Origin of the sequence: Citrobacter youngae, from assembly GCF_003818115.1 — a bacterium.
In the GTDB taxonomy this organism is placed as follows: domain Bacteria; phylum Pseudomonadota; class Gammaproteobacteria; order Enterobacterales; family Enterobacteriaceae; genus Citrobacter; species Citrobacter youngae.
Map to the genome: position 1 here is coordinate 13893 of NZ_RPOI01000028.1, position 21909 is coordinate 35801.

The following is a 21909-nucleotide window of genomic DNA, read 5'->3' on the forward strand; positions in this document are numbered from 1 at the left end:
AAGCTTTAATAATCATTTGGATACGTAGTTGCGCTAATTTATCATCCGTTTATAAATTCCGAAAACTTCTCTTTTTTTATTGCGCTCAGGCTCAGGACATCAGGATAAAAAGCTGTTTTTGTGTACAAATAGTGACTTTGTAATGCGATCTCGCTCTCATTTCCGCAAATAATTTTGCGAAAACGAAAGCGATTTTGGGGTTAGCGATAGTAACGCGTGACGATTATTTTTTCTGACCGGTAATACGGCACCACTCTTCTTTTTCGATGACCGGATCGAGTGTAAAGAGATCGGCATAGGCCTCACAGACGCTTTCCGCCTGGCTGGCAAGAATGCCAGAAAGCCCCAGTAGACCGCCCTCAACAGGCAGTACGCTGATTAACGGCGCCAGTTCACGTAATGGGCCCGCGAGGATGTTGGCGACCACCACGTCGGCTTTCATGGCTTCTGGCTGGTCTTTCGGCAGATAAAGCTCCAGACGCTCAGAAACGCCATTACGCTGGGCGTTATCACGGCTGGCCTGAATCGCTTGTGGATCGATATCCACGCCGATGGCTTTCGCTGCGCCCAGTTTCAATGCCGCAATGGCCAGAATGCCGGAGCCGCAGCCAAAGTCGATAACCGTTTTGCCGTTAAGATCGAGACCGTCCAGCCATTGCAGACACAGAGAAGTAGTAGGGTGAGTACCAGTACCAAACGCCAGACCCGGGTCCAGCATTACATTGACGGCGTTCTCATCCGGGACATCGCGCCAGCTCGGGCAAATCCACAGGCGTTCGCCAAAGCGCATCGGATGGAAGTTATCCATCCATTCGCGTTCCCAGTCTTTATCTTCAAGCTGTTCGATTTTATGCGCGAAGCCTTCACCCAGCAGCGGATGCTGCTCCAGAATGGCAACGACTTCTTTCATGTCGGTTTCTGCGTCGAACAAGCCGATAACATCGGTATCGCCCCACAGGCGAGTCTCGCCCGGCAGAGGCTCGAACACCGGCGTATCATGCGTATCCTGGAAAGTGATGGAAACGGAGCCCGCTTCCATCAGTGCATCGCTTAACTCTTCTGCGTTAGCACCCGTTGTGTTCAGTTTCAGTTGGATCCATGGCATGGCAAAACTCTTTATTTATCAGTAGTCAATATGGCAGCTTGCGGGACGGTAGAACCGAAACGGTTTCCGACCAGGAAAGCCAGCAAACTTATCAGCAACGAGGGCACGATCGGATGGAAGCCCAGGTACTGAACGTTAAAGGTAGCAAGTACGGCATACAACACGCCGCCGACAATCATCGCGCTCAATGCGCCAGTCGCGTTTGCTCGCTCCCAGTACAGGCCCAGCACCAGCGGCCACAGGAAGACCGCTTCCAATCCGCCAAACGCCAGCAGGTTGAGCCAGATAATCATCTCTGGCGGTTTCCAGGCGGCCAGCAGCAGTAACGCGCCGAGCAGCAGGGTAATCACGGCCGACATGCGTTTCAGCCGGGTTTCGTTTTTCAACTGTTCCGGACGAAGGTTCAGGTACAGATCCTTAATGATCGTAGCGGAACTTTGCAGCAATTGGGCATTGATCGTTGACATGATCGCGGCCATGGGTGCCGCGAGGAAGATCCCGGCAGCTACCGGTGGCAACACTTTGACCATCAGGGTCGGGATCACCAGATCCGGTACCGTCAGGTCAGGGATCACCGCACGTCCCAACGCACCCGCCAGATGCATGCCAAACATCAGGATCGCCACCACGATGGTGCCGATGATAATCCCACGATGTACCGCTTTACTGTCTTTATAGGAGATACAGCGTACCGCCGTATGCGGCAGTCCAATTACGCCAAAACACACCAGTACCCAGAATGAGGTCATAAACGTGGGTGACAGAATGTCATCCGCGCCCTGCGGTGAGACCAGTTTCGGGTCGATGGTTTGCAGGGTTACTACCGCATTGCTAAGGCCGCCGGCGGCATGAACGACGCCGACCAGCAGAACGATAGTCCCAATCAGCATTACCATGCCTTGCATGGTGTCGTTCAGTACGCTGGCGCGAAATCCGCCGAATGCCGTATATAAAGCGATACTGACGCCAAAGATCAGCAGACCGGTTTCGTAAGGAATACCCGCAGCCGTTTCCAGCAAACGTGCGCCGCCAATAAACTGTACGGTCATTGCTCCGACAAACGCGACCAGCAGGCTAAGACTTGCCAGCCACACCAGTAGACGGCTCTGGTAGCGGGCGAACAGCATGTCGTTAAGGGTAACGGCATTATAACGGCGCGCCAGAATGGCGAATTTCTTCCCGAGGATCCCCAAAGAGAGCCAGACGGCAGGCAACTGGATCATCGCCAGTAATACCCATCCCAATCCGTATTTATAAGCCGCGCCAGGGCCGCCAATAAACGAACTGGCGCTAATGTAGGTTGCCGTTAGCGTCATGGCTAACACGACCCCGCCCATCGAGCGGCTGCCGAGGAAATATTCGTTCAGGAAAGTACCGGTCGATCTCTTACGCATAGCGTAAACAGAGAGACCGAAGACCACCAACAGATAGGCGACCAGCGGCAAAATAACTTCAAGCTGCATCGTCATCCTCCAACGGAATGTCGCGATAGATAAACTTCACCATCGCCCAGCACAGTACGATGAAAACCAGCGGCGTTAGCAGGCAGGCCATTTCGAACCAGTGCGGTAAGCCGGTAAAACCGAGCGCGGAATCTGGTAAGTAAGCGGTTACTAACCATGTGGCAAGATATAAAAGGGTCAGCCACAGCGCCCAGCGCGCCTCTTTATGGGCCTGAACAAAACGAGCGTCCATTTTTTGTCCCTTGTGGATAAAGAAAGCGGGGATTGTACCTTATGGCGCGTTCGGGAGGGGAGAAAAACAAAAGGCCGGAATTTCCGGCCTTTTCGGTTAACACATGCTTACTTTTCCTGAAGTCCGAGTTTTTTCTCCAGATAGTGGATATTGGTTCCACCATGCTGGAAGTGCTCGTCATTCATGATGCGGATCTGCAGATCAACGTTGGTTTTGATACCGTCGATGATCAGTTCCTGCAATGCGTTTTTCATACGGGCGATCGCTACGTCGCGGTTTTCGCCGTAGCAAATCAGCTTACCGATCATTGAGTCATAGTACGGAGGTACTGTGTAGCCTGCGTAAATATGAGACTCCCAGCGCACACCAAAGCCACCCGGCGCGTGGAAACGCGTGATTTTACCCGGGCTTGGCAGGAAGGTGTTCGGGTCTTCGGCGTTGATACGGCATTCTACCGCATGGCCTTTAACCACAACCTCATCCTGCTTGATGGACAGCGGTTGTCCTGCCGCGATACGCAGCTGCTCTTTGATCAGGTCAACGCCGGTGATCATTTCGGTTACCGGGTGTTCAACCTGAATACGGGTGTTCATCTCAATGAAGTAGAACTCGCCGTTTTCGAACAGGAACTCGAAAGTACCTGCCCCGCGATAGCCGATATCAACGCACGCTTTGGCGCAACGCTCGCCGATGTAGCGACGCAGTTCCGGGGTAATACCCGGCGCAGGTGCTTCTTCGACGACTTTCTGGTGACGACGCTGCATGGAGCAGTCACGTTCAGCCAGATAAATCGCGTTACCCTGACCGTCAGCCAGCACCTGAATTTCGATGTGGCGTGGGTTTTCCAGGTACTTCTCCATGTAAACCATGTCGTTGTTGAAAGCCGCTTTCGCTTCCGCTTTGGTCATGGAGATGGATTGTGCCAGTTCGGCATCGCTGCGCACGACGCGCATACCGCGACCGCCGCCGCCGCCGGAGGCTTTGATGATAACCGGGTAGCCGATACGTTTAGCATGAGCGCGGTTAGCGTCCATGTCATCGCCCAGCGGGCCGTCAGAGCCTGGAACGGTCGGTACGCCAGCTTTCTTCATCGCGGTGATCGCGGACACTTTGTCGCCCATCAGGCGGATAGTGTCGGCTTTCGGGCCGATGAAGATAAAACCAGAACGTTCTACCTGTTCAGCGAAGTTGGCGTTCTCAGAGAGGAAGCCATAACCCGGGTGGATTGCCACTGCGCCGGTGATTTCAGCGGCGCTAATGATTGCCGGGATGTTCAGATAGCTTTTTACGGACGCAGCCGGGCCAATACAGACCGTCTCATCCGCCAGCAATACGTGTTTTAAATCGCGATCCGCGCTTGAGTGCACGGCGACAGTCTTGATGCCCAGTTCTTTACAGGCACGAAGAATACGCAAGGCAATCTCGCCGCGGTTAGCGATGACAATTTTATCCAACATGTTCGCCTCGTTATTCGATGACGACCAGCGGCTCGTCAAATTCTACCGGTTGACCACTTTCTACCAGAATCGCTTTCACTACGCCGGATTTGTCGGCTTCGATCTGGTTCATCATTTTCATGGCTTCAACGATGCACAGGGTATCGCCCGCATTCACTTTCTGGCCGATTTCGATGAACGCTTTAGCATCCGGGCTCGGGGTGCGGTAGAACGTACCAACCATTGGGGAGCGTACGATGTGACCACTGATTTCCGCTGCTGCCGGCGCTTCCATACTTGGAGTGGCAGTTTGTGCGACAGCGTTAGACAGAGCTGGCTGCTGCATCACTGGTGCAGCATAAGCCTGTTGCATCATTGGAAAACTTGCAGCTGGCGCTGCACGGCTGATGCGTACAGACTCTTCGCCTTCAGAAATTTCCAGTTCGGAGATGCCTGATTCTTCAACCAGCTCGATCAGTTTTTTAATCTTACGAATATCCATGAGTGGGTTCCGTACTCTTTGTTTAGTGAGATTGTGACAGGCGTTTTACCGCCGTCTGTATAGCATTTTTATAACAGTGAGTGACAAGATGCCACGCATCTCAGGCGTTGCACTGCGTGCTGCGGCCATTATATGAGATTGCCAGACTTGTTAGTCATTGTGCGGCTATCTTCTGCCATTTTCGGGTAAAAGACAAAATATACCTTCAATATGCGATTGTCACCCTTTCTGCGCTGTAAAAACGCTACCGGGGAGAGCAAAGGCGCACATTATAACTATTTCGTAGCAATTGGCAGCTAAATACTGGTCTTATCAGGGAAGATAATCAACCGCTGGCATGTAAAGAACATGGGTTCGTCTGTGTTTTGCAACGTACTGCACATATCGTGTAACTACCGCCACCACTGGCGAAACTTCTTGTAGCGGTAGGCTAACAGCACCGCTGCAAGTGCGGCATAAATAATCGGTTGCGGAGAGATAATTTTTACCGACCACAAATAATGTATGGGTGCCAGGATCGCCACAAGATAGACGAAGTTGTGCAGATACTGCCAATATTTACCCAGTTTTCGCTGGGCTGCCTGTGTAGAGGTCAAGGCGAGGGCGAATAAAATGACCCAGCTGAAAATACCCAACATCAAATAAGGTCGAGTAGTAAGTTCCCGCCCCAGCAATGCCAGGTTATTAATGCCTAATTCCAGTAGCGCATAGCTGGTTAAATGTAACGTCGCCCAGGCGAAACACCATAGCCCTAACAGGCGACGAGTGCGTATCAATAATGGCTGTTTAGCGTAGCGCGCCAACGGCGCCACCAGCAAGGTAGCCAGTAGGAATTTCAGAGCTGTCCGACCGGTAAAGTGCTGAATGTCTTTGACCGGATCGGCGCTCAGTCCCCCATGATTTACCGCCCAAAATAGCCAGAGAAACGGTAAAAGTCCGGTAAGGTGCAGGCAAACTTTCAGCCAGGTAATCTGTTTTGCAGTCAGGCGCACTTAAAAATTCTCCCGCAGATCGAGACCTCGGTACAGGGAAGCGACTTCCTTTGCATAGCCGTTAAACAGCAACGTGGGCTGGCGCTGTACATCCAGTATGCCGCCCGCGCCGATGAAGCGTTCAGTCGCTTGTGACCAGCGGGGATGATCGACATGAGGATTCACATTGGCATAAAAACCGTATTCATCGGACGCAGCCATATTCCAGGTGGTTGGCGGGCGTTCACGCGTCAGTTTAATACTGACGATCGACTTAATGCCTTTAAACCCGTATTTCCATGGCACCGTTAAGCGAATAGGGGCACCATTTTGTGGTGGAAGTGCCTTGCCATACACGCCCACTGTAAGCAGCGTGAGCGGGTGCATGGCCTCATCCAGACGTAGCCCTTCAACATAAGGATATTTTAACCCACCGCCAATAAAGCGATCTTTCTGTCCCGGCATCTCTTCAGGGGCATAACGTGTTTCGAACGCGACATATTTTGCATTGCTGGTGGGTTCAACCTGCGCCAGTAGCTTATGCAATGGAAAGCCAATCCACGGCACGACCATTGACCAGGCTTCTACACAGCGCATCCGGTAAATTCGCTCTTCCAGCGGGAAACGGCTGGTCAGCGCATCGTGATCGAGCGTGAGGGGCTTTGCGACTTCACCGCTGATTTTCAGCGTCCAGGGATCGGTTTTCAGACTGCCGGCATTGGCTGCAGGATCGGCTTTGTCGAGGCCGAATTCGTAGAAGTTGTTATAGCCAGAAACCTTATCTTCTGGTGTTAAAGGAAGTGTATTTTGCCAGGCTGCCGGCTTGGTGAAATCAAGGGGTTTACCGGCAGGCGCGGGCGGACGGTCATTGCCTTTAAACCAGCTCAGAAGATCGGCCTCGGCAGAAAAGGGCAAAGACAAAGCGGCGGCGCTGATACCCAGCGCTTTCAGCACCTGGCGGCGCTGCATAAAAAAAGCCGACTCGGCTGTTACATCGGCTTCAGTGAATGGACGTATTTTCTTCATAACGGACTCCCGACATACGCGCAAAGGCTCATACTGGCGCGTAGTTACTATGGCAGGGAGTCCGTCAATGTGCAGAGAAATTTAGTTAATTAAATGTAAATTTGTATCTGCAAATTGTTTTATTTCACTTTCACCAGCGTACGGCCCTGCACCTGGTTATTGATGATGGCATCGGCGAACTTCGGCGCATCGGCAAGCGTGATTTCTGTCGCTGCCTGGGTAAAGAACGACTCTGGCAGGTCGTTAACCAGACGTTGCCAGGCCTGTGCACGACGATCCGGAGGCGTCATCACGGAGTCGATGCCCTGTAAGCGCACGTTGCGCAGAATAAACGGCATCACCGTGGTGGGTAGCGCAAAACCGCCAGCCAGGCCACAGGCGGCAACGCAGCCGCCATAGTTCATCTGCGCCAGTACTTTTGCCAGCACTTTGTCGCCAACGGTATCAATGGCACCCGCCCACAGTTGCTTTTCCAGCGGACGAGATTCAGCAAACTCATTACGACCCAGAATGCGGTTGGCTCCCAGGCTTTTCAGGTAGTCGTGGGTGCTTTCGCGGCCCGATACTGCCGCAACCTGGTAACCCAGTTTGTGCAGCAGCGCAACGGCAGTACTGCCTACGCCACCGCTGGCACCAGTGACGACGATTTCGCCGTCTTCCGGGCGGATACCGGCATCTTCAAGCGCCATGACGCACAGCATGGCAGTAAAACCGGCGGTACCGATGACCATGGCTTTGCGACCGTCCAGTCCTTTTGGCAGCGCAACCAGCCAATCGCCTTTCACACGAGCGCGTTCGGCCAGTCCCCCCCAATGATTCTCACCCACGCCCCATCCGGTCAGTAAGACTTCCTGACCTGCATGAAAACGAGGATCTTCACTTGTGCGTACGGTACCGGCGAAATCGATACCAGGAATCATCGGAAAATTGCGGATAATTTTACCCTTACCGGTGATGGCGAGGGCATCTTTATAGTTCAGGCTCGACCAGTGAACATCCACCGTCACATCGCCTTCAGGTAGCTGATTTTCGTCGAGGGGTTGAACGGATGCGAGGGTTTTTCCGTCCTGCTGTTCTAAGATCAAAGCCTGCATAACCTGTCCTCAATTCATATAGTGGATTGGAAAATTATCTGTGAAGACTATACTCGCTAATTAAAACATGATGCCGATTCTGCGCAATAAATTGCCAGATATACCTGATTTGGTAGTATGCCCACATTATTTGTGTAAATTGACGGATTTCGCGTTCAGTTTTGCATTTTCGTGTCGCTTTTTCACTTTCACACCTGATTCATCACTGTCGGAGTTAACACAAGGATGCGATTAACGACGAAATTTTCAGCCTTTGTCACGCTGCTTACCGGGTTAACGATTTTCGTGACGCTGATAGGTTGCTCGCTGAGTTTCTATAACGCTATTCAATATAAGTTCACCACCCGCGTCCATGCCGTCGCGACGGCGATCGATACCCATCTGGTCACCAGAGATGTCGTGTCCTTAACGCCGCAAATTGATGAACTGATGATTTCGGTTGATATCGTCCGTATTGAATTGCTTCAGGATGACCGCGTTGTTTATAGCCATTCCCGAACCAGTAGCTACCGCCCGGCGGGGACGAATAACCTTTATCGCAATCTCACCGTGCCATTGGTCAAGCATCCGGGGATGTCGCTGCGCATGGTTTACCAGGATCCGATGGGCAACTATTTCCATTCGTTGATGACTACGGCACCGCTCACGCTATCGATAGGCTTTATTATCCTGATGCTGTTTTTGTCGGTGCGCTGGCTTCAACGTCAACTTTCCGGACAGGAATTACTGGAGATTCGTTCAACGCGGATCCTCAACGGTGAACGCGGGCCAAACGTGCGGGGAACGGTCTATGAGTGGCCAGCGCGTACCAGTAGTGCGCTCGACATGCTACTGACCGAAATTCAAAATGCTCGTGAGCAGCGCAGCAGGCTGGATACGCTAATTCGCTCCTATGTCGCGCAGGATACAAAAACGGGGCTGAGCAACCGCTTGTTCTTTGATAACCAACTGGCGACGCTGCTGGAAGATCAGGAAAAAGTCGGCTCGCATGGTGTGGTGATGATGGTTCGTTTGCCGGACTTTACGCTGCTACGCGAGAGCTGGGGCATTACCCAGGCGGAAGAACAAATTTCAACGCTTATCAATTTGTTGTCTACTTTTATGATGCGCTATCCGGGCGCACTGTTAGCGCGTTACCACCGAAGCGATTTTGCCATCCTGCTGCCACACCGCACGTTAAAAGAAGCGGAAAGTATCGCGGGGCAACTCTTAAAGGCGGTGGATGCACTTCCGGCTAACAAAATGATCGATCGTGCCGATATGGTTCATATTGGCATTTGTGTCTGTCGCAGCGGTCAGTCGACTGAACAAGTTATGGATCACGCTGAAGCCGCCACCCGGAATTCAGTATTACAAGGCGGGAACAGTTGGTCGGTGTATGACGACTCTCTGCCGGAAAAAGGCCGGGGCAATGTGCGCTGGCGAACGCTGATTGAACAGATGCTCAGTCGGGGCGGACCGCGAATTTATCAAAAACCTGCCGTAACGCGTGAAGGGCGGGTGCACCATCGCGAGCTGATGTGCCGTATTTTCGATGGCAGCGAAGAGGTTATTTCGGCGGAATATATGCCGATGGTGCTGCAATTTGGTCTGGCGGAAGAGTATGACCGTCTGCAAATCAGCCGTTTGATCCTGTTGTTGGGGTACTGGCCGCAGGAAAGCCTGGCGATGCAGACGACGGTTGAATCGCTCATTCGCCCACGTTTTCAGCGTTGGCTGCGAGATACGCTGATGCAGTGCGAAAAATCGCTACGTAAACGCATAATTATTGAACTTGCTGAGGCGGATGTTTGTCAACACATCAGCCGGTTACAACCGGTTATCCGATTGATGGATGCGCTTGGCGTACGTATTGCCGTTACGCAGGCCGGTTTAACGTTGGTGAGTACCAGTTGGATCAAAGAGCTGAATGTCGAATTGTTGAAGCTTCATCCCAGTCTGGTGAGAAACATTGATAAGCGAACGGAAAATCAGCTGCTGGTTCAAAGCCTGGTAGAGACGTGTACCGGAACGCCAACGCAGGTTTATGCCACGGGCGTACGTTCGCGCAGCGAGTGGCATACCCTGACAGAACGTGGAGTCGCGGGTGGGCAGGGTGATTTTTTTGCCGCATCACAGCCACTTGACACAAACGTGAAAAAATATTCGCAAAGATACTCGGTTTAACCTGCCGTTTAATTTGTTTTCACGTAGAATAACGCGCGCTGTGCCTTCTGGGGGTGTGCTTGTCTGCTCGCCAGGTTGTAACAGCAAACATGCAGGTGAATGACCTTTGACAGGTTGCAAACAAAAGCGAGGACTGCTGCTGAGTTTTTCAGCCCTGATGGACTCAGGCCGGTTTTGTAACAAAGGAAACGAACTGCACTAATTTTCACCGTAGCAGATGATTTTTGCGCCTTGTCGCTGCTGCGTGTGGTTGGTAAAGTAAGCGGATTTTGTTTTCCGCCCCAGCTTTCAGGATTATCCCTTAGTATGTTGAAAAAATTTCGTGGCATGTTTTCCAATGACCTGTCCATTGACCTGGGTACCGCGAATACCCTTATTTATGTAAAAGGACAAGGCATCGTATTGAATGAGCCTTCCGTTGTGGCCATTCGTCAGGATCGTGCCGGTTCGCCGAAAAGCGTGGCTGCAGTAGGTCATGATGCGAAGCAGATGCTGGGTCGTACGCCGGGCAATATTGCTGCAATTCGCCCAATGAAAGATGGCGTTATCGCTGACTTCTTCGTGACTGAAAAAATGCTCCAGCACTTTATTAAACAAGTGCACAGCAATAGCTTCATGCGCCCAAGCCCGCGCGTACTGGTGTGTGTACCGGTTGGAGCAACTCAGGTTGAACGCCGTGCCATCCGTGAATCCGCTCAGGGTGCAGGTGCACGTGAAGTGTTCCTGATCGAAGAGCCGATGGCGGCAGCGATCGGTGCGGGCCTGCCAGTTTCTGAAGCAACCGGCTCAATGGTTGTCGATATCGGTGGTGGTACCACAGAAGTCGCCGTTATCTCTCTGAACGGCGTAGTTTACTCCTCCTCCGTGCGTATTGGTGGTGACCGCTTCGACGAAGCCATCATTAATTATGTTCGCCGTAACTACGGCTCTCTGATCGGTGAAGCTACCGCGGAACGTATTAAGCACGAAATCGGTTCTGCTTATCCTGGCGACGAAGTGCGCGAAATCGAAGTTCGCGGTCGTAACCTGGCAGAAGGTGTTCCACGTGGCTTTACCCTGAACTCTAACGAGATCCTTGAAGCGCTGCAGGAACCCCTGACCGGTATCGTAAGCGCGGTGATGGTTGCACTGGAACAGTGTCCGCCAGAACTGGCGTCTGACATCTCAGAACGCGGTATGGTCCTGACCGGCGGCGGTGCGCTGCTGCGTAACCTTGACCGTCTGTTAATGGAAGAGACCGGTATTCCAGTTGTTGTTGCCGAAGATCCGCTGACCTGTGTGGCTCGCGGTGGCGGTAAAGCACTGGAAATGATCGATATGCACGGCGGCGACTTGTTCAGCGAAGAGTAATCGGATGCAGGAAGGGTAGCCCTGGGTTGCTCTTCCGCTCTGATGCGAGAATACGCATAGACTATGAAGCCAATTTTTAGCCGTGGCCCGTCGCTACAGATTCGCCTTATTCTGGCGGTGCTGGTGGCGCTCGGCGTTATTATTGCCGACAGCCGCCTGGGTACGTTTAGTCAAATCCGAACGTACATGGATACCGCCGTCAGTCCTTTCTACTTTATCTCTAATGGTCCCCGTGAATTACTCGACGGCGTGTCGCAAACGCTGGCTTCTCGTGACCAACTCGAACTTGAAAACCGGGCGTTGCGTCAGGAACTGCTGCTGAAAAACAGTGAACTGCTGATGCTGGGGCAATATAAACAGGAGAACGCGCGTTTGCGTGAGCTGCTGGGATCGCCGCTGCGCCAGGACGAACAAAAAATGGTGACGCAGGTCATCTCAACGGTTAACGATCCTTACAGCGATCAGGTGGTGATCGACAAAGGGAGTGTTAACGGCGTTTATGAAGGTCAGCCAGTCATCAGCGATAAAGGCGTAGTGGGCCAGGTTGTTGCGGTGGCCAAACTGACCAGCCGCGTACTGCTGATTTGTGACGCGACGCATGCACTGCCAATCCAGGTATTGCGTAACGATATTCGCGTGATCGCTGCCGGTAACGGCTGCACGGACGATCTTCAGCTTGAACACCTGCCGGCTAATACTGACATTCGCGTTGGCGATGTGCTGGTTACCTCCGGTCTGGGTGGGCGTTTCCCTGAAGGCTATCCAGTCGGTGTCGTTTCCTCTGTGAAGCTGGATACCCAGCGCGCATACACCGTGATTCAGGCGCGCCCGACGGCGGGTTTACAGCGTCTGCGCTATCTGCTGCTGCTGTGGGGAGCCGATCGTAATGGTGCTAACCCGATGACGCCAGAAGAAGTGCACCGTGTAGCTAATGAACGTCTGATGCAAATGATGCCGCAAGTCCTGCCGGCACCGGATGCCATGGGGCCTCCTGCGCCAGTTCCTGCTCCGGCGACAGGTGTAACGCCGGTTCCTGCAACAACCACGCCGTCACAACCTGCTCCGCGTAAGCCGGGAGGGCAGTAAGTGGCAAGCATCCGTCACCAGGGACGTTGGGTCATTTGGCTCTCGTTCCTAATTGCATTTCTGCTGCAAGTCATGCCCTGGCCGGACGAGATCCTCGTTTTCCGGCCGAACTGGGTGCTGCTCATTCTGCTGTACTGGATCCTGGCGCTGCCGCATCGCGTAAATGTGGGCACAGGATTTATCGTGGGTGCCATACTGGATCTCATTAGCGGCTCTACGCTTGGTGTGCGGGCATTGTCGATGAGTATCATTGCTTATCTGGTCGCACTGAAATTTCAGCTCTTCCGTAACCTCGCGCTCTGGCAGCAGGCGCTGGTAGTTATGTTGTTGTCACTGGTCGTGGATATTATTGTTTTCTGGGCCGAGTTTTTAGTGATCAACGTCTCTTTCAGACCTGAAGTGTTCTGGAGTAGTGTAGTAAATGGTGTGCTTTGGCCATGGCTATTCTTACTGATGCGTAAAGTCCGCCAGCAGTTTGCGGTGCAATAAAGGTTGATATGAATACTCTGTATCTTGCTTCAGGTTCTCCACGTCGTCAGGAGTTGCTCGCTCAGCTTGGTGTTACGTTTGAACGGCTGGTTCCTGGAATTGAAGAACAGCGGCACCCGCAGGAAAGCGCTCAGCAGTATGTTGTTCGTCTGGCGCGTGAAAAAGCGCAGGCAGGCGTAGCAATGGCTGTGCGCGATTTACCTGTGCTGGGGGCGGATACCATTGTTATCCTTAATGGCGAAGTGCTGGAAAAACCGCATGATGCCGACCATGCAGCAGCGATGCTGCACAAGCTGTCAGGCAAAACGCATCAGGTCATGACGGCTGTCGCATTAGCCGATCGCCAGCACAACCTGGACTGTCTGGTGGTGACGGAAGTGACATTCAGAACACTAACAGATGAGGACATCGCCGGTTATGTTGCCAGCGGTGAGCCTATGGATAAAGCAGGTGCATACGGTATTCAAGGGTTGGGTGGCTGTTTTGTCAGGAAGATCAATGGCAGCTATCACGCCGTAGTCGGCTTACCGCTGGTAGAAACGTATGAGTTGCTGAGCAATTTTAACGCACTGCGTGAGAAAAGGGATAAACATGACGGCTGAATTGTTGGTAAACGTAACGCCATCGGAAACGCGGGTGGCGTACATTGATGGCGGTATTCTGCAGGAAATTCATATTGAACGTGAGGCGCGACGCGGAATCGTAGGCAATATCTACAAAGGTCGTGTAAGTCGTGTACTTCCGGGTATGCAGGCGGCTTTTGTAGATATTGGGCTGGATAAAGCCGCATTTCTCCACGCATCAGACATCATGCCGCATACCGAATGCGTAGCGGGTGAAGAACAAAAACAGTTCACTGTACGCGATATCTCCGAACTTGTGCGTCAGGGGCAAGACCTGATGGTACAGGTGGTGAAAGATCCTCTGGGCACGAAGGGCGCACGCCTGACAACGGACATCACGCTACCTTCCCGTTATCTCGTCTTTATGCCGGGGGCGTCGCACGTGGGGGTTTCTCAGCGAATCGAGAGCGAAACCGAACGCGAACGCCTGAAAAAGGTGGTGGCGGATTACTGCGACGAACAGGGCGGATTCATCATTCGTACGGCGGCTGAAGGCGTTTGTGAAGAGGATCTGGCTTCGGATGCTGCCTACCTGAAGCGTGTCTGGACGAAGGTCATGGAGCGTAAGAAGCGGCCACAAACGCGCTACCAGATGTATGGTGAATTGGCACTGGCACAGCGCGTTCTGCGTGATTTTGCTGATGCTCAGTTAGACCGAATTCGCGTTGATTCCCGTCTGACTTATGAAGCGTTGCTGGAATTTACGGCGGAATACATCCCGGAGATGACCAGCAAACTGGAACATTACTGCGGACGCCAACCGATTTTCGATCTCTTCGACGTTGAGAATGAAATCCAACGCGCGCTGGAGCGCAAGGTTGAGCTGAAATCCGGCGGCTATCTGATCATCGACCAAACCGAAGCGATGACTACCGTCGACATCAACACCGGCGCATTTGTTGGGCATCGTAATCTCGACGACACTATCTTTAATACTAATATTGAAGCAACGCAGGCTATCGCACGTCAGCTGCGTCTGCGTAATCTGGGCGGCATAATCATTATCGATTTTATCGACATGAATAATGAAGATCACCGCCGCCGGGTGCTGCACTCTCTGGAGCAGGCGCTGAGCAAGGATCGCGTAAAAACCAGCATTAACGGTTTTTCACAGCTGGGTCTGGTAGAGATGACACGTAAGCGCACGCGTGAAAGCGTGGAGCATGTGCTGTGTAACGAGTGCCCAACCTGCCACGGACGTGGCACGGTGAAAACGGTCGAAACCGTATGTTATGAAATCATGCGTGAAATCGTCCGCGTGCACCATGCTTACGACTCCGATCGTTTCCTGGTGTATGCGTCTCCGGCAGTGGCTGAAACCCTGAAAGGGGAAGAGTCGCATGCGCTGGCGGAAGTGGAAATCTTTGTCGGCAAACAGGTCAAAGTACAAGTCGAACCGCTCTATAACCAGGAGCAGTTTGACGTGGTAATGATGTAAATCGTGTAGTGGCACCCGCGCATGTAGGCCGGATAAGGCACAAACGCCGCTATCCGGCAATATTCACTCAAGGGGTGTGAGTCACATTTTTTGGCAGACAAGGAGAGGCGCGTGAGGCGATTGCCGGGGATTTTACTGCTCACTGGAGCCGCATTCGTTGTCATCGCAGCGCTGCTGGTCAGTGGGCTGCGCCTTGCTCTACCGCATCTCGATAGCTGGCGTCCGACCATTCTGGGCAAGATCGAATCTGCCACCGGTATGCCCGTTTCCGCCAGCCAGCTTTCTGCTAACTGGCAAAATTTTGGCCCTACGCTCGAAGCTCGCGATATTCATGCACAGCTGAAAGACGGTGGCGAATTCTCGGTAAAGCGTGTCACGCTGGCGCTGGATGTCTGGCAAAGTTTGCTGCACATGCGCTGGCAGTTTCGCGATCTCACCTTCTGGCAACTGCAGTTGCGCACCAATACACCGATCCAGCGCGGCGATAGCGGCGACGGGATTGAAACCGGCCACATCAGCGATCTGTTCCTGCGCCAGTTTGATCATTTTGATCTTCGCGACAGCCAGGTTAGTTTTTTGACCCTGTCAGGCCAGCGTGCGGAACTGGCGATCCCTCAGCTAACCTGGTTGAACGGTAAAAACCGGCATCGTGCTGAAGGCCAGGTCAGCCTCTCCAGCCTGACCGGGCAGCACGGTGTTATGCAGGTGCGTATGGATCTGCGTGATGATGACGGCCTGCTGAATAATGGTCGAGTCTGGCTGCAGGCTGACGACATCGACGTTAAGCCGTGGTTGGGAAAATGGATGCAGGACAATGTTGCGCTGCAAACTGCGCGCTTTAGCCTGGAAGGCTGGATGACGCTCAACAAAGGCGAAATCTCTGGTGGCGATGTCTGGTTGAAAAAGGGCGGCGCAAGCTGGAAGGGAGAGAGCAACATCCACACGCTGTCCGTCGATAACCTGACTGCGCATATCAGCCGTGAGCACTCCGGTTGGTTGTTCGCTATCCCGGATACGCGCATCACGATGGATGACAAACCCTGGCCGAGTGGGGCATTAACGCTGGCCTGGTTTCCCGGGCAGGAAGTGGGGGGCGCCAATAATAAGCGCAGCGACGAATTACGTATTCGCGCCAGTAACCTGGAGCTAGCCGGGTTAGAGGGGCTACGCCCGATGGCCGCTAAGTTATCTCCGGCATTGGGTGATATCTGGCGGGCCACGCAACCGAGCGGCAAGATAAATGTGTTGGCGTTGGATATCCCATTACAGGCGACCGAAAAAACCCGTTTCCAGTCCTCGTGGACCGATCTGGCCTGGAAACAGTGGAAGCTGCTGCCGGGGGCAGAACATTTCTCCGGTACATTGTCTGGCAGCGTGGAAAATGGCGCATTAACGGCCTCCATGAAGCAGGCAAAAATGCCGTATGAAACCGTCTTTCGTGCCCCGCTGGAGATAGAAGATGGCGTGGCAACGCTCAGTTGGCTGAAGAATGAAAATGGTTTTCAGCTAGACGGGCGCAATATTGACGTTAAAGCGAAAGCGGTACATGCGCGCGGCGGTTTTCGTTATCTGCAACCAACCGGTGATGAACCGTGGCTGGGGATTCTGGCGGGGATTAGCACTCACGATGGCTCCCAGGCCTGGCGCTATTTCCCGGAAAATCTGATGGGAAAAGAGCTGGTTGATTATCTCAGTGGGGCAATTCAGGGCGGTGAGGCGGATAACGCAACACTGGTTTATGGCGGTAACCCACATCTGTTCCCGTATTTGCATAACGAAGGTCAGTTCCAGGTGCTGGTGCCGCTGCGTAATGCAAAATTTGCCTTCCAGCCGGACTGGCCCGCACTGACTGACCTCAATATTGAACTGAACTTCATTAACGATGGCCTGTGGATGAAGACGGATAGCGTCAATTTAGGGGGGGTAAAATCCACTAACCTGACGGCAAATATCCCTGACTACGCAAAAGAAAAACTGCTGATTGATGCCGACATCAACGGGCCGGGCAAAGCGGTTGGGCCTTATTTCGACGAAACACCGCTGAAAGAGTCGCTTGGTGCCACGCTGGAACAGCTGCAAATTGACGGTGATGTGAGTGCTCGCTTACATCTTGATATCCCGTTAGATGGTTCGCTGGTTACGGCCAAAGGCGACGTGAACCTGCGTAATAACAGTCTGTTTATCAAGCCGCTCGATAGCACGCTGAAGAATTTGAACGGTAAATTCAGCTTTATCAACGGCGATCTCAAGAGTGAGCCGATGACGGCGAACTGGTTTAATCAGCCGCTGAACGTCGACTTCTCCACCACCGAAGGGGCGAAAGCCTATCAGGTAGCCGTGAACCTGCAAGGCGACTGGCAGCCAACCCGCATGGGGATTTTACCAGCGCAGGTCAACGATGCCTTAAGCGGCAGTATGGCGTGGAACGGTAAGGTTGGCATTGACCTGCCATATCATGCCGGAGCGACCTACAACATTGAGCTAAAAGGCGACCTGAAAAATGTAAGCAGTCACTTACCTGCTCCGTTAAACAAAGTCGCCGGTGAGTCGCTACCGGTTAATGTTAAGGCAGATGGTAACCTGCGCAGCTTCGATCTGACCGGTAACGCCGGAAGCAAGAACCACTTTAACAGCCACTGGTTGCTGAATCAGAAACTGACGCTTGACCGCGCAATCTGGACTTCGGAAAGCCGTACCGTGCCAGCGCTTCCTGACCAGCAGGGCATCGAACTTAATCTTCCGCCCATGGACGGTGCGCAATGGCTGGCATTGTTCCAGAAAGGCGCGGCAGATAACGTCGGAAGTAATGCGAACTTCCCGCAGCGTATTGCGGTGCGCACGCCTTCTTTATCCCTGGGCGGCCAGCAGTGGAATAACCTGAGCATTGTGTCTGAACCTGGGCTTAATGGTACCAGCGTACGGGCACAGGGGCGTGAGATTAACGCCACATTGGCTATGCGCAATAATGCTCCGTGGCTTGCCAATATCAAGTATCTGTATTACAACCCGAACGCTGCAACGTCATCGCCAAATACAACGCCAGCCTCGCCGTTCTCTGCTATCAGTAACGTCAGTTTCCGTGGCTGGCCGGATGCGCAGATACGCTGCGAAGAGTGCTGGATGTGGGGGCAAAAGTATGGGCGCATTGATGCCGATGTCGCGATAAAAGGTGACACATTAACGTTGAGCAATGGTCTGTTGGATACCGGGTTTGCCCGGCTGACCGCCGATGGCGAATGGGTCAATGTGCCGGGCAAGGAGCGTACGTCACTGAAAGGAAAGCTGAATGGCAACAAGATTGATTCAGCCGCGGGTTTCTTTGGCGTATCTACCCCGATTCGTAACTCTTCCTTTAACGTCGAGTACGATCTGCACTGGCGTAATCCGCCCTGGGATCCGGATGAAGCTTCACTGAATGGGATTTTGCGCACCCGTTTGGGCAAAGGTGAATTGACTGAACTTAGCACCGGACATGCGGGACAACTGTTACGTCTGCTGAGCTTTGATGCGCTATTGCGTAAACTGCGTTTTGATTTTAGCGATACGTTCAGCGAAGGTTTTTACTTTGACTCTATCCGCAGTACGGCGTGGATCAAAGACGGTGTGATGCACACTGATGATACGCTGGTGGATGGCCTGGAAGCTGACATCGCCATGAAAGGTTCGGTGAATCTAGTGCGTCGCGAACTGGATATGGAAGCCGTTGTCGCACCTGAAATTTCTGCCACCGTTGGGGTGGCCGCGGCGTTTGCCGTCAACCCAATTGTCGGCGCGGCGGTATTTGCCGCCAGTAAAGTTTTGGGACCGCTGTGGAGCAAAGTTTCAATTCTGCGCTATCGCATTACCGGTCCGGTCGATAAGCCACAGATCAACGAAGTTCTGCGCCAGCCGCGCAAAGAAAGCCAGCAATGATTTGACGGGGGCGAGTAATTGCCCCAATCTCAACATAGAACTTCTACCGCAGTCCGTAGGCCGGATAAGGCGTTTACGCCGCCATCCGGGCATTGAAGCGCCTGATGGCGACGCTGGCGCGTCTTATCAGGCCTACAACAGTAACTAATGAGTAGCAAAACGATGAGTCTGAACCTGGTAAGTGAACAATTGCTAGCGGCGAATGGCCTGAAACATCAGGATCTGTTTGCCATCCTGGGCCAACTGGCCGAACGCCGTCTTGATTACGGCGATCTCTATTTTCAGTCGAGCTATCACGAATCCTGGGTTTTAGAAGACCGCATCATTAAAGATGGTTCTTACAATATCGATCAGGGCGTTGGCGTGCGCGCCATCAGCGGCGAAAAAACCGGGTTTGCCTATGCAGACCAGATTAGCCTGCTGGCGCTGGAGCAAAGTGCTCATGCCGCGCGTACTATCGTGCGCGACAGCGGTGATGGCAAAGTAAAAACGCTGGGGGCGGTAGAGCATCAGGCGCTTTATACCTCAGTAGATCCCCTGCAGAGCATGAGCCGCGAAGAGAAGCTGGATATTCTGCGCCGCGTAGACAGCGTGGCGCGTGCCGCCGACAAGCGTGTGCAGGAAGTGACGGCGAGCCTGACCGGTGTGTATGAACTGATTCTGGTGGCGGCGACCGACGGTACACTGGCCGCTGACGTCCGTCCTCTGGTGCGTTTGTCCGTAAGCGTACAGGTTGAAGAGGATGGCAAACGCGAGCGTGGCGCCAGCGGTGGCGGCGGTCGTTTTGGCTATGACTATTTCCTTGGCGACCTCGATGGCGAAGTTCGTGCTGACGCATGGGCGAAAGAGGCCGTACGCATGGCGCTGGTCAATCTCTCTGCGGTAGCCGCGCCTGCCGGTACGCTGCCGGTGGTACTCGGCGCTGGCTGGCCGGGCGTTCTGCTGCATGAAGCGGTCGGTCATGGTCTGGAAGGTGACTTTAACCGCCGTGGCACGTCGGTATTCAGCGGTCACATGGGTGAACTGGTGGCGTCAGAATTGTGTACAGTGGTGGATGATGGCACGATGGCGGATCGTCGTGGGTCGGTAGCTATCGATGACGAAGGTACGCCGGGTCAGTACAACGTGCTGATTGAAAACGGCATTCTGAAAGGCTACATGCAGGACAAACTCAATGCGCGCCTGATGGGCGTGGCGCCAACGGGTAACGGTCGTCGTGAATCTTACGCGCATCTGCCGATGCCGCGTATGACCAACACCTATATGCTGCCGGGGAAATCCACGCCGCAGGAAATCATCGAATCCGTTGAGTACGGTATTTATGCGCCTAACTTCGGCGGTGGCCAGGTGGATATCACCTCCGGTAAATTCGTGTTCTCTACCTCCGAAGCGTATCTGATTGAAAACGGTAAAGTGACCAAACCGGTGAAAGGCGCGACGCTGATAGGCTCCGGTATCGAAGCAATGCAGCAGATTTCGATGGTGGGTAACGACCTGAAACTGGATAACGGCGTGGGTGTTTGCGGTAAAGAAGGACAGAGTCTGCCGGTTGGCGTGGGCCAGCCGACGCTGAAGGTGGATAACCTGACCGTAGGTGGCACCGCGTAACATCATGATTCAGGCCCGATAAGCACTAGTGCTATCGGGCATCTTGCCAGATACGGCGTCAACGCCTTATCTGGCCTGGACTCTTTTTATTTCTCTTTTCCCCGACCGTACATTCCCTGAAACAGCTGCGCCACATCGACGAAATAGTCTGTCAGATAGTTAATCACCACCTGCACCTTGAGCGGCAGCTTATCCTTTTCGGTATACAGCGCATACACCGGACGCGGATCCGACTGGTAGCGGGGGAGCAGGATCTCCACTTCGCCACGATTGATCTCATTGATCACCCACATCAGCGGTACATAGGCAATGCCCGCGCCTGCGGCCAGCCAGCGCACCAATGTCATCGGATCGTTGGTCACAAAACGTCCCTCTGGGATCAGACGGGTAGAAATCCCCTCCGGGGCAATTAATTCGAACTCATTATCCGGACGAACGCTGTATTCCAGCCACGAATGATTGCTGAGATCGGCGGGTTTCTCCGGGACACCAAACTGGGCGAGATAACTTTTTGCCGCGCAGACCACCATCGGCATAGCCCCCAGACGACGCGAAAAAAGGCTGGAGTCCTGCAGGGCACCCACGCGGATAACCACGTCCAGACCGTCGGCAATCAGGTCGGGTGCCGGTATTCCCGTCACCAGATTTACCGTCAGCCCAGGATACTCTTTGAGCATTTTTGCGGTCAGTCCGGCGAGGACATTTTGTGCCATGGTTGAAGAACAACCAATGCGCAGCGTGCCAATGGGCGTGTTGTTAAAAGCATACAGTTGCTCGTGAACATCCTGCGCTTCGTGCAGCATCCGGCGGCAGCCCTGATAATAAATTTTACCGGCTTCAGTTAGCCCAATGCTACGCGTGCTGCGGTTTAGCAGCTTGACCTGTAGCTCATCTTCCAGTTTTGAGACCGTCTGGCTTATCGATGAAACGCTCATTTGTAGCTGTCTTGCGGCGGCGGTGAAGGAGCCCAGTTCGACAACTTTGGCGAACACCGACATACGTTTTAATCGTTCCATTGTTCACTCTGGCTTAAAAGTGATTTAGATCACATAATATAGATAACAGCATAACAGTTACGTTAATATATTATTATTCAAATAACGGCTATGTCGCTCTCGCCTGGCTCATCCTTGCCCTTCTCTGCGGTGACATACGCTAGAAAATCTATCATCTGCACTCTCTTACGTTACCAAGGTCAACATGAGTCTGTTTCCCGTTATCGTGGTGTTTGGTCTGTCCTTCCCACCGATTTTTTTCGAATTACTTTTGTCACTGGCGATTTTCTGGCTGGTGCGCCGGGTGCTTGTTCCGACTGGCATCTATGATTTTGTCTGGCATCCGGCTCTGTTTAACACTGCGCTGTATTGCTGTCTGTTCTATTTAATAACGCGCCTGTTCGTTTGAGGTT

The 21909-nt window shown here is 53.1% G+C and carries 18 protein-coding genes; 9 read left to right on the forward strand and 9 right to left on the reverse strand.

Annotated elements, in window-relative coordinates:
* Positions 1 to 223: 223 nt before the first annotated feature.
* The 8 genes from prmA to acuI all read right to left on the reverse strand — a co-directional run bounded on the left by prmA (position 224) and on the right by acuI (position 7829).
* Positions 224 to 1105, reverse strand: a complete 882-nt coding sequence (gene prmA / locus EHN13_RS21265; protein WP_003025221.1) for a 50S ribosomal protein L11 methyltransferase — start codon at positions 1103 to 1105, stop codon at positions 224 to 226.
* An 11-nt stretch (positions 1106 to 1116) separates the two neighbouring features.
* Positions 1117 to 2568, reverse strand: a complete 1452-nt coding sequence (gene panF / locus EHN13_RS21270) for a sodium/pantothenate symporter (RefSeq protein WP_048213463.1) — start codon at positions 2566 to 2568, stop codon at positions 1117 to 1119.
* On the reverse strand, positions 2558 to 2800 hold the full coding sequence (locus EHN13_RS21275) for a YhdT family protein (RefSeq protein WP_124022048.1): 243 nt from the start codon (positions 2798 to 2800) through the stop codon (positions 2558 to 2560). Before EHN13_RS21275 ends, panF begins: the two co-directional genes overlap by 11 nt.
* 107 nt (positions 2801 to 2907) lie before the next feature.
* On the reverse strand, positions 2908 to 4257 hold the full coding sequence (gene accC / locus EHN13_RS21280; RefSeq protein WP_003025213.1) for an acetyl-CoA carboxylase biotin carboxylase subunit: 1350 nt from the start codon (positions 4255 to 4257) through the stop codon (positions 2908 to 2910).
* Positions 4258 to 4267: 10 nt separating this feature from the next.
* A complete protein-coding gene (gene accB, locus EHN13_RS21285) occupies positions 4268 to 4738 on the reverse strand; it encodes an acetyl-CoA carboxylase biotin carboxyl carrier protein (protein WP_005121378.1) in 471 nt (156 codons plus the stop codon).
* A gap of 392 nt (positions 4739 to 5130) precedes the next feature.
* On the reverse strand, positions 5131 to 5730 hold the full coding sequence (gene msrQ / locus EHN13_RS21290; RefSeq protein WP_124022049.1) for a protein-methionine-sulfoxide reductase heme-binding subunit MsrQ: 600 nt from the start codon (positions 5728 to 5730) through the stop codon (positions 5131 to 5133).
* Positions 5731 to 6735: a protein-methionine-sulfoxide reductase catalytic subunit MsrP gene (msrP, locus tag EHN13_RS21295; protein ID WP_124022050.1), complete on the reverse strand. Its 1005-nt coding sequence runs from the start codon at positions 6733 to 6735 to the stop codon at positions 5731 to 5733. It lies immediately after the preceding gene.
* Positions 6736 to 6854: 119 nt separating this feature from the next.
* The gene (gene acuI, locus EHN13_RS21300; RefSeq protein ID WP_124022051.1) at positions 6855 to 7829 is read right to left on the reverse strand and encodes an acrylyl-CoA reductase (NADPH); all 975 of its coding nucleotides are present in this window, start codon (positions 7827 to 7829) and stop codon (positions 6855 to 6857) included.
* A gap of 225 nt (positions 7830 to 8054) precedes the next feature.
* Here acuI and csrD point away from each other — a divergent pair, with 225 nt between their 5' ends.
* The 8 genes from csrD to tldD all read left to right on the forward strand — a co-directional run bounded on the left by csrD (position 8055) and on the right by tldD (position 20501).
* Positions 8055 to 9995: an RNase E specificity factor CsrD gene (gene csrD, locus EHN13_RS21305; RefSeq protein ID WP_048213458.1), complete on the forward strand. Its 1941-nt coding sequence runs from the start codon at positions 8055 to 8057 to the stop codon at positions 9993 to 9995.
* A 306-nt stretch (positions 9996 to 10301) separates the two neighbouring features.
* Positions 10302 to 11345: a rod shape-determining protein MreB gene (mreB, locus tag EHN13_RS21315; RefSeq protein ID WP_000913396.1), complete on the forward strand. Its 1044-nt coding sequence runs from the start codon at positions 10302 to 10304 to the stop codon at positions 11343 to 11345.
* Positions 11346 to 11408: 63 nt separating this feature from the next.
* Positions 11409 to 12431 carry a rod shape-determining protein MreC gene (gene mreC / locus EHN13_RS21320; RefSeq protein ID WP_040234170.1) on the forward strand — a complete coding sequence of 341 codons (1023 nt, stop codon included), beginning with the start codon at positions 11409 to 11411 and terminating at the stop codon, positions 12429 to 12431.
* Complete coding sequence (mreD, locus tag EHN13_RS21325; RefSeq protein WP_040234168.1) at positions 12432 to 12920, forward strand: rod shape-determining protein MreD; 489 nt, start codon at positions 12432 to 12434, stop codon at positions 12918 to 12920.
* Positions 12921 to 12928: 8 nt separating this feature from the next.
* Positions 12929 to 13522, forward strand: coding sequence for a Maf family protein (locus EHN13_RS21330; RefSeq protein WP_061068704.1), 594 nt, complete (start codon positions 12929 to 12931; stop codon positions 13520 to 13522).
* A complete protein-coding gene (gene rng / locus EHN13_RS21335) occupies positions 13512 to 14981 on the forward strand; it encodes a ribonuclease G (protein WP_124022052.1) in 1470 nt (489 codons plus the stop codon). The genes EHN13_RS21330 and rng overlap by 11 nt, the downstream gene beginning before the upstream one ends.
* Before the next feature lie 111 nt (positions 14982 to 15092).
* Entirely contained in the window at positions 15093 to 18893 is a 3801-nt protein-coding gene (gene yhdP / locus EHN13_RS21340; RefSeq protein WP_124022053.1) for an AsmA2 domain-containing protein YhdP, read from the forward strand.
* A 162-nt stretch (positions 18894 to 19055) separates the two neighbouring features.
* Positions 19056 to 20501: a metalloprotease TldD gene (tldD, locus tag EHN13_RS21345; RefSeq protein WP_003025183.1), complete on the forward strand. Its 1446-nt coding sequence runs from the start codon at positions 19056 to 19058 to the stop codon at positions 20499 to 20501.
* Positions 20502 to 20587: 86 nt separating this feature from the next.
* On the opposite strand, the gene aaeR is transcribed toward tldD, so the two are convergent.
* Positions 20588 to 21517 (reverse strand): HTH-type transcriptional activator AaeR, encoded by a 930-nt coding sequence (gene aaeR, locus EHN13_RS21350; RefSeq protein WP_038634351.1) that lies wholly within the window; start codon positions 21515 to 21517, stop codon positions 20588 to 20590.
* A gap of 184 nt (positions 21518 to 21701) precedes the next feature.
* Between aaeR and aaeX the strand changes: the two genes are divergently transcribed.
* On the forward strand, positions 21702 to 21905 hold the full coding sequence (gene aaeX, locus EHN13_RS21355) for a p-hydroxybenzoic acid efflux pump operon protein AaeX (RefSeq protein ID WP_003025177.1): 204 nt from the start codon (positions 21702 to 21704) through the stop codon (positions 21903 to 21905).
* The last annotated feature ends 4 nt before the right edge of the window (positions 21906 to 21909 follow it).

Excerpts from the sequence above, each read along its gene's own strand:
- EHN13_RS21275 (WP_124022048.1), bottom strand. The coding sequence starts at position 2,800 with ATGGACGCTCGTTTTGTTCAGGCCCATAAAGAGGCGCGCTGGGCGCTG.
- accC (WP_003025213.1), bottom strand. The coding sequence starts at position 4,257 with ATGTTGGATAAAATTGTCATCGCTAACCGCGGCGAGATTGCCTTGCGT.
- accB (WP_005121378.1), bottom strand. The coding sequence starts at position 4,738 with ATGGATATTCGTAAGATTAAAAAACTGATCGAGCTGGTTGAAGAATCA.
- mreC (WP_040234170.1), top strand. The coding sequence starts at position 11,409 with ATGAAGCCAATTTTTAGCCGTGGCCCGTCGCTACAGATTCGCCTTATT.
- tldD (WP_003025183.1), top strand. The coding sequence starts at position 19,056 with ATGAGTCTGAACCTGGTAAGTGAACAATTGCTAGCGGCGAATGGCCTG.
- rng (WP_124022052.1), top strand. The coding sequence starts at position 13,512 with ATGACGGCTGAATTGTTGGTAAACGTAACGCCATCGGAAACGCGGGTG.
- aaeR (WP_038634351.1), bottom strand. The coding sequence starts at position 21,517 with ATGGAACGATTAAAACGTATGTCGGTGTTCGCCAAAGTTGTCGAACTG.
- msrP (WP_124022050.1), bottom strand. The coding sequence starts at position 6,735 with ATGAAGAAAATACGTCCATTCACTGAAGCCGATGTAACAGCCGAGTCG.
- panF (WP_048213463.1), bottom strand. The coding sequence starts at position 2,568 with ATGCAGCTTGAAGTTATTTTGCCGCTGGTCGCCTATCTGTTGGTGGTC.
- mreB (WP_000913396.1), top strand. The coding sequence starts at position 10,302 with ATGTTGAAAAAATTTCGTGGCATGTTTTCCAATGACCTGTCCATTGAC.
- aaeX (WP_003025177.1), top strand. The coding sequence starts at position 21,702 with ATGAGTCTGTTTCCCGTTATCGTGGTGTTTGGTCTGTCCTTCCCACCG.
- csrD (WP_048213458.1), top strand. The coding sequence starts at position 8,055 with ATGCGATTAACGACGAAATTTTCAGCCTTTGTCACGCTGCTTACCGGG.
- EHN13_RS21330 (WP_061068704.1), top strand. The coding sequence starts at position 12,929 with ATGAATACTCTGTATCTTGCTTCAGGTTCTCCACGTCGTCAGGAGTTG.
- acuI (WP_124022051.1), bottom strand. The coding sequence starts at position 7,829 with ATGCAGGCTTTGATCTTAGAACAGCAGGACGGAAAAACCCTCGCATCC.
- prmA (WP_003025221.1), bottom strand. The coding sequence starts at position 1,105 with ATGCCATGGATCCAACTGAAACTGAACACAACGGGTGCTAACGCAGAA.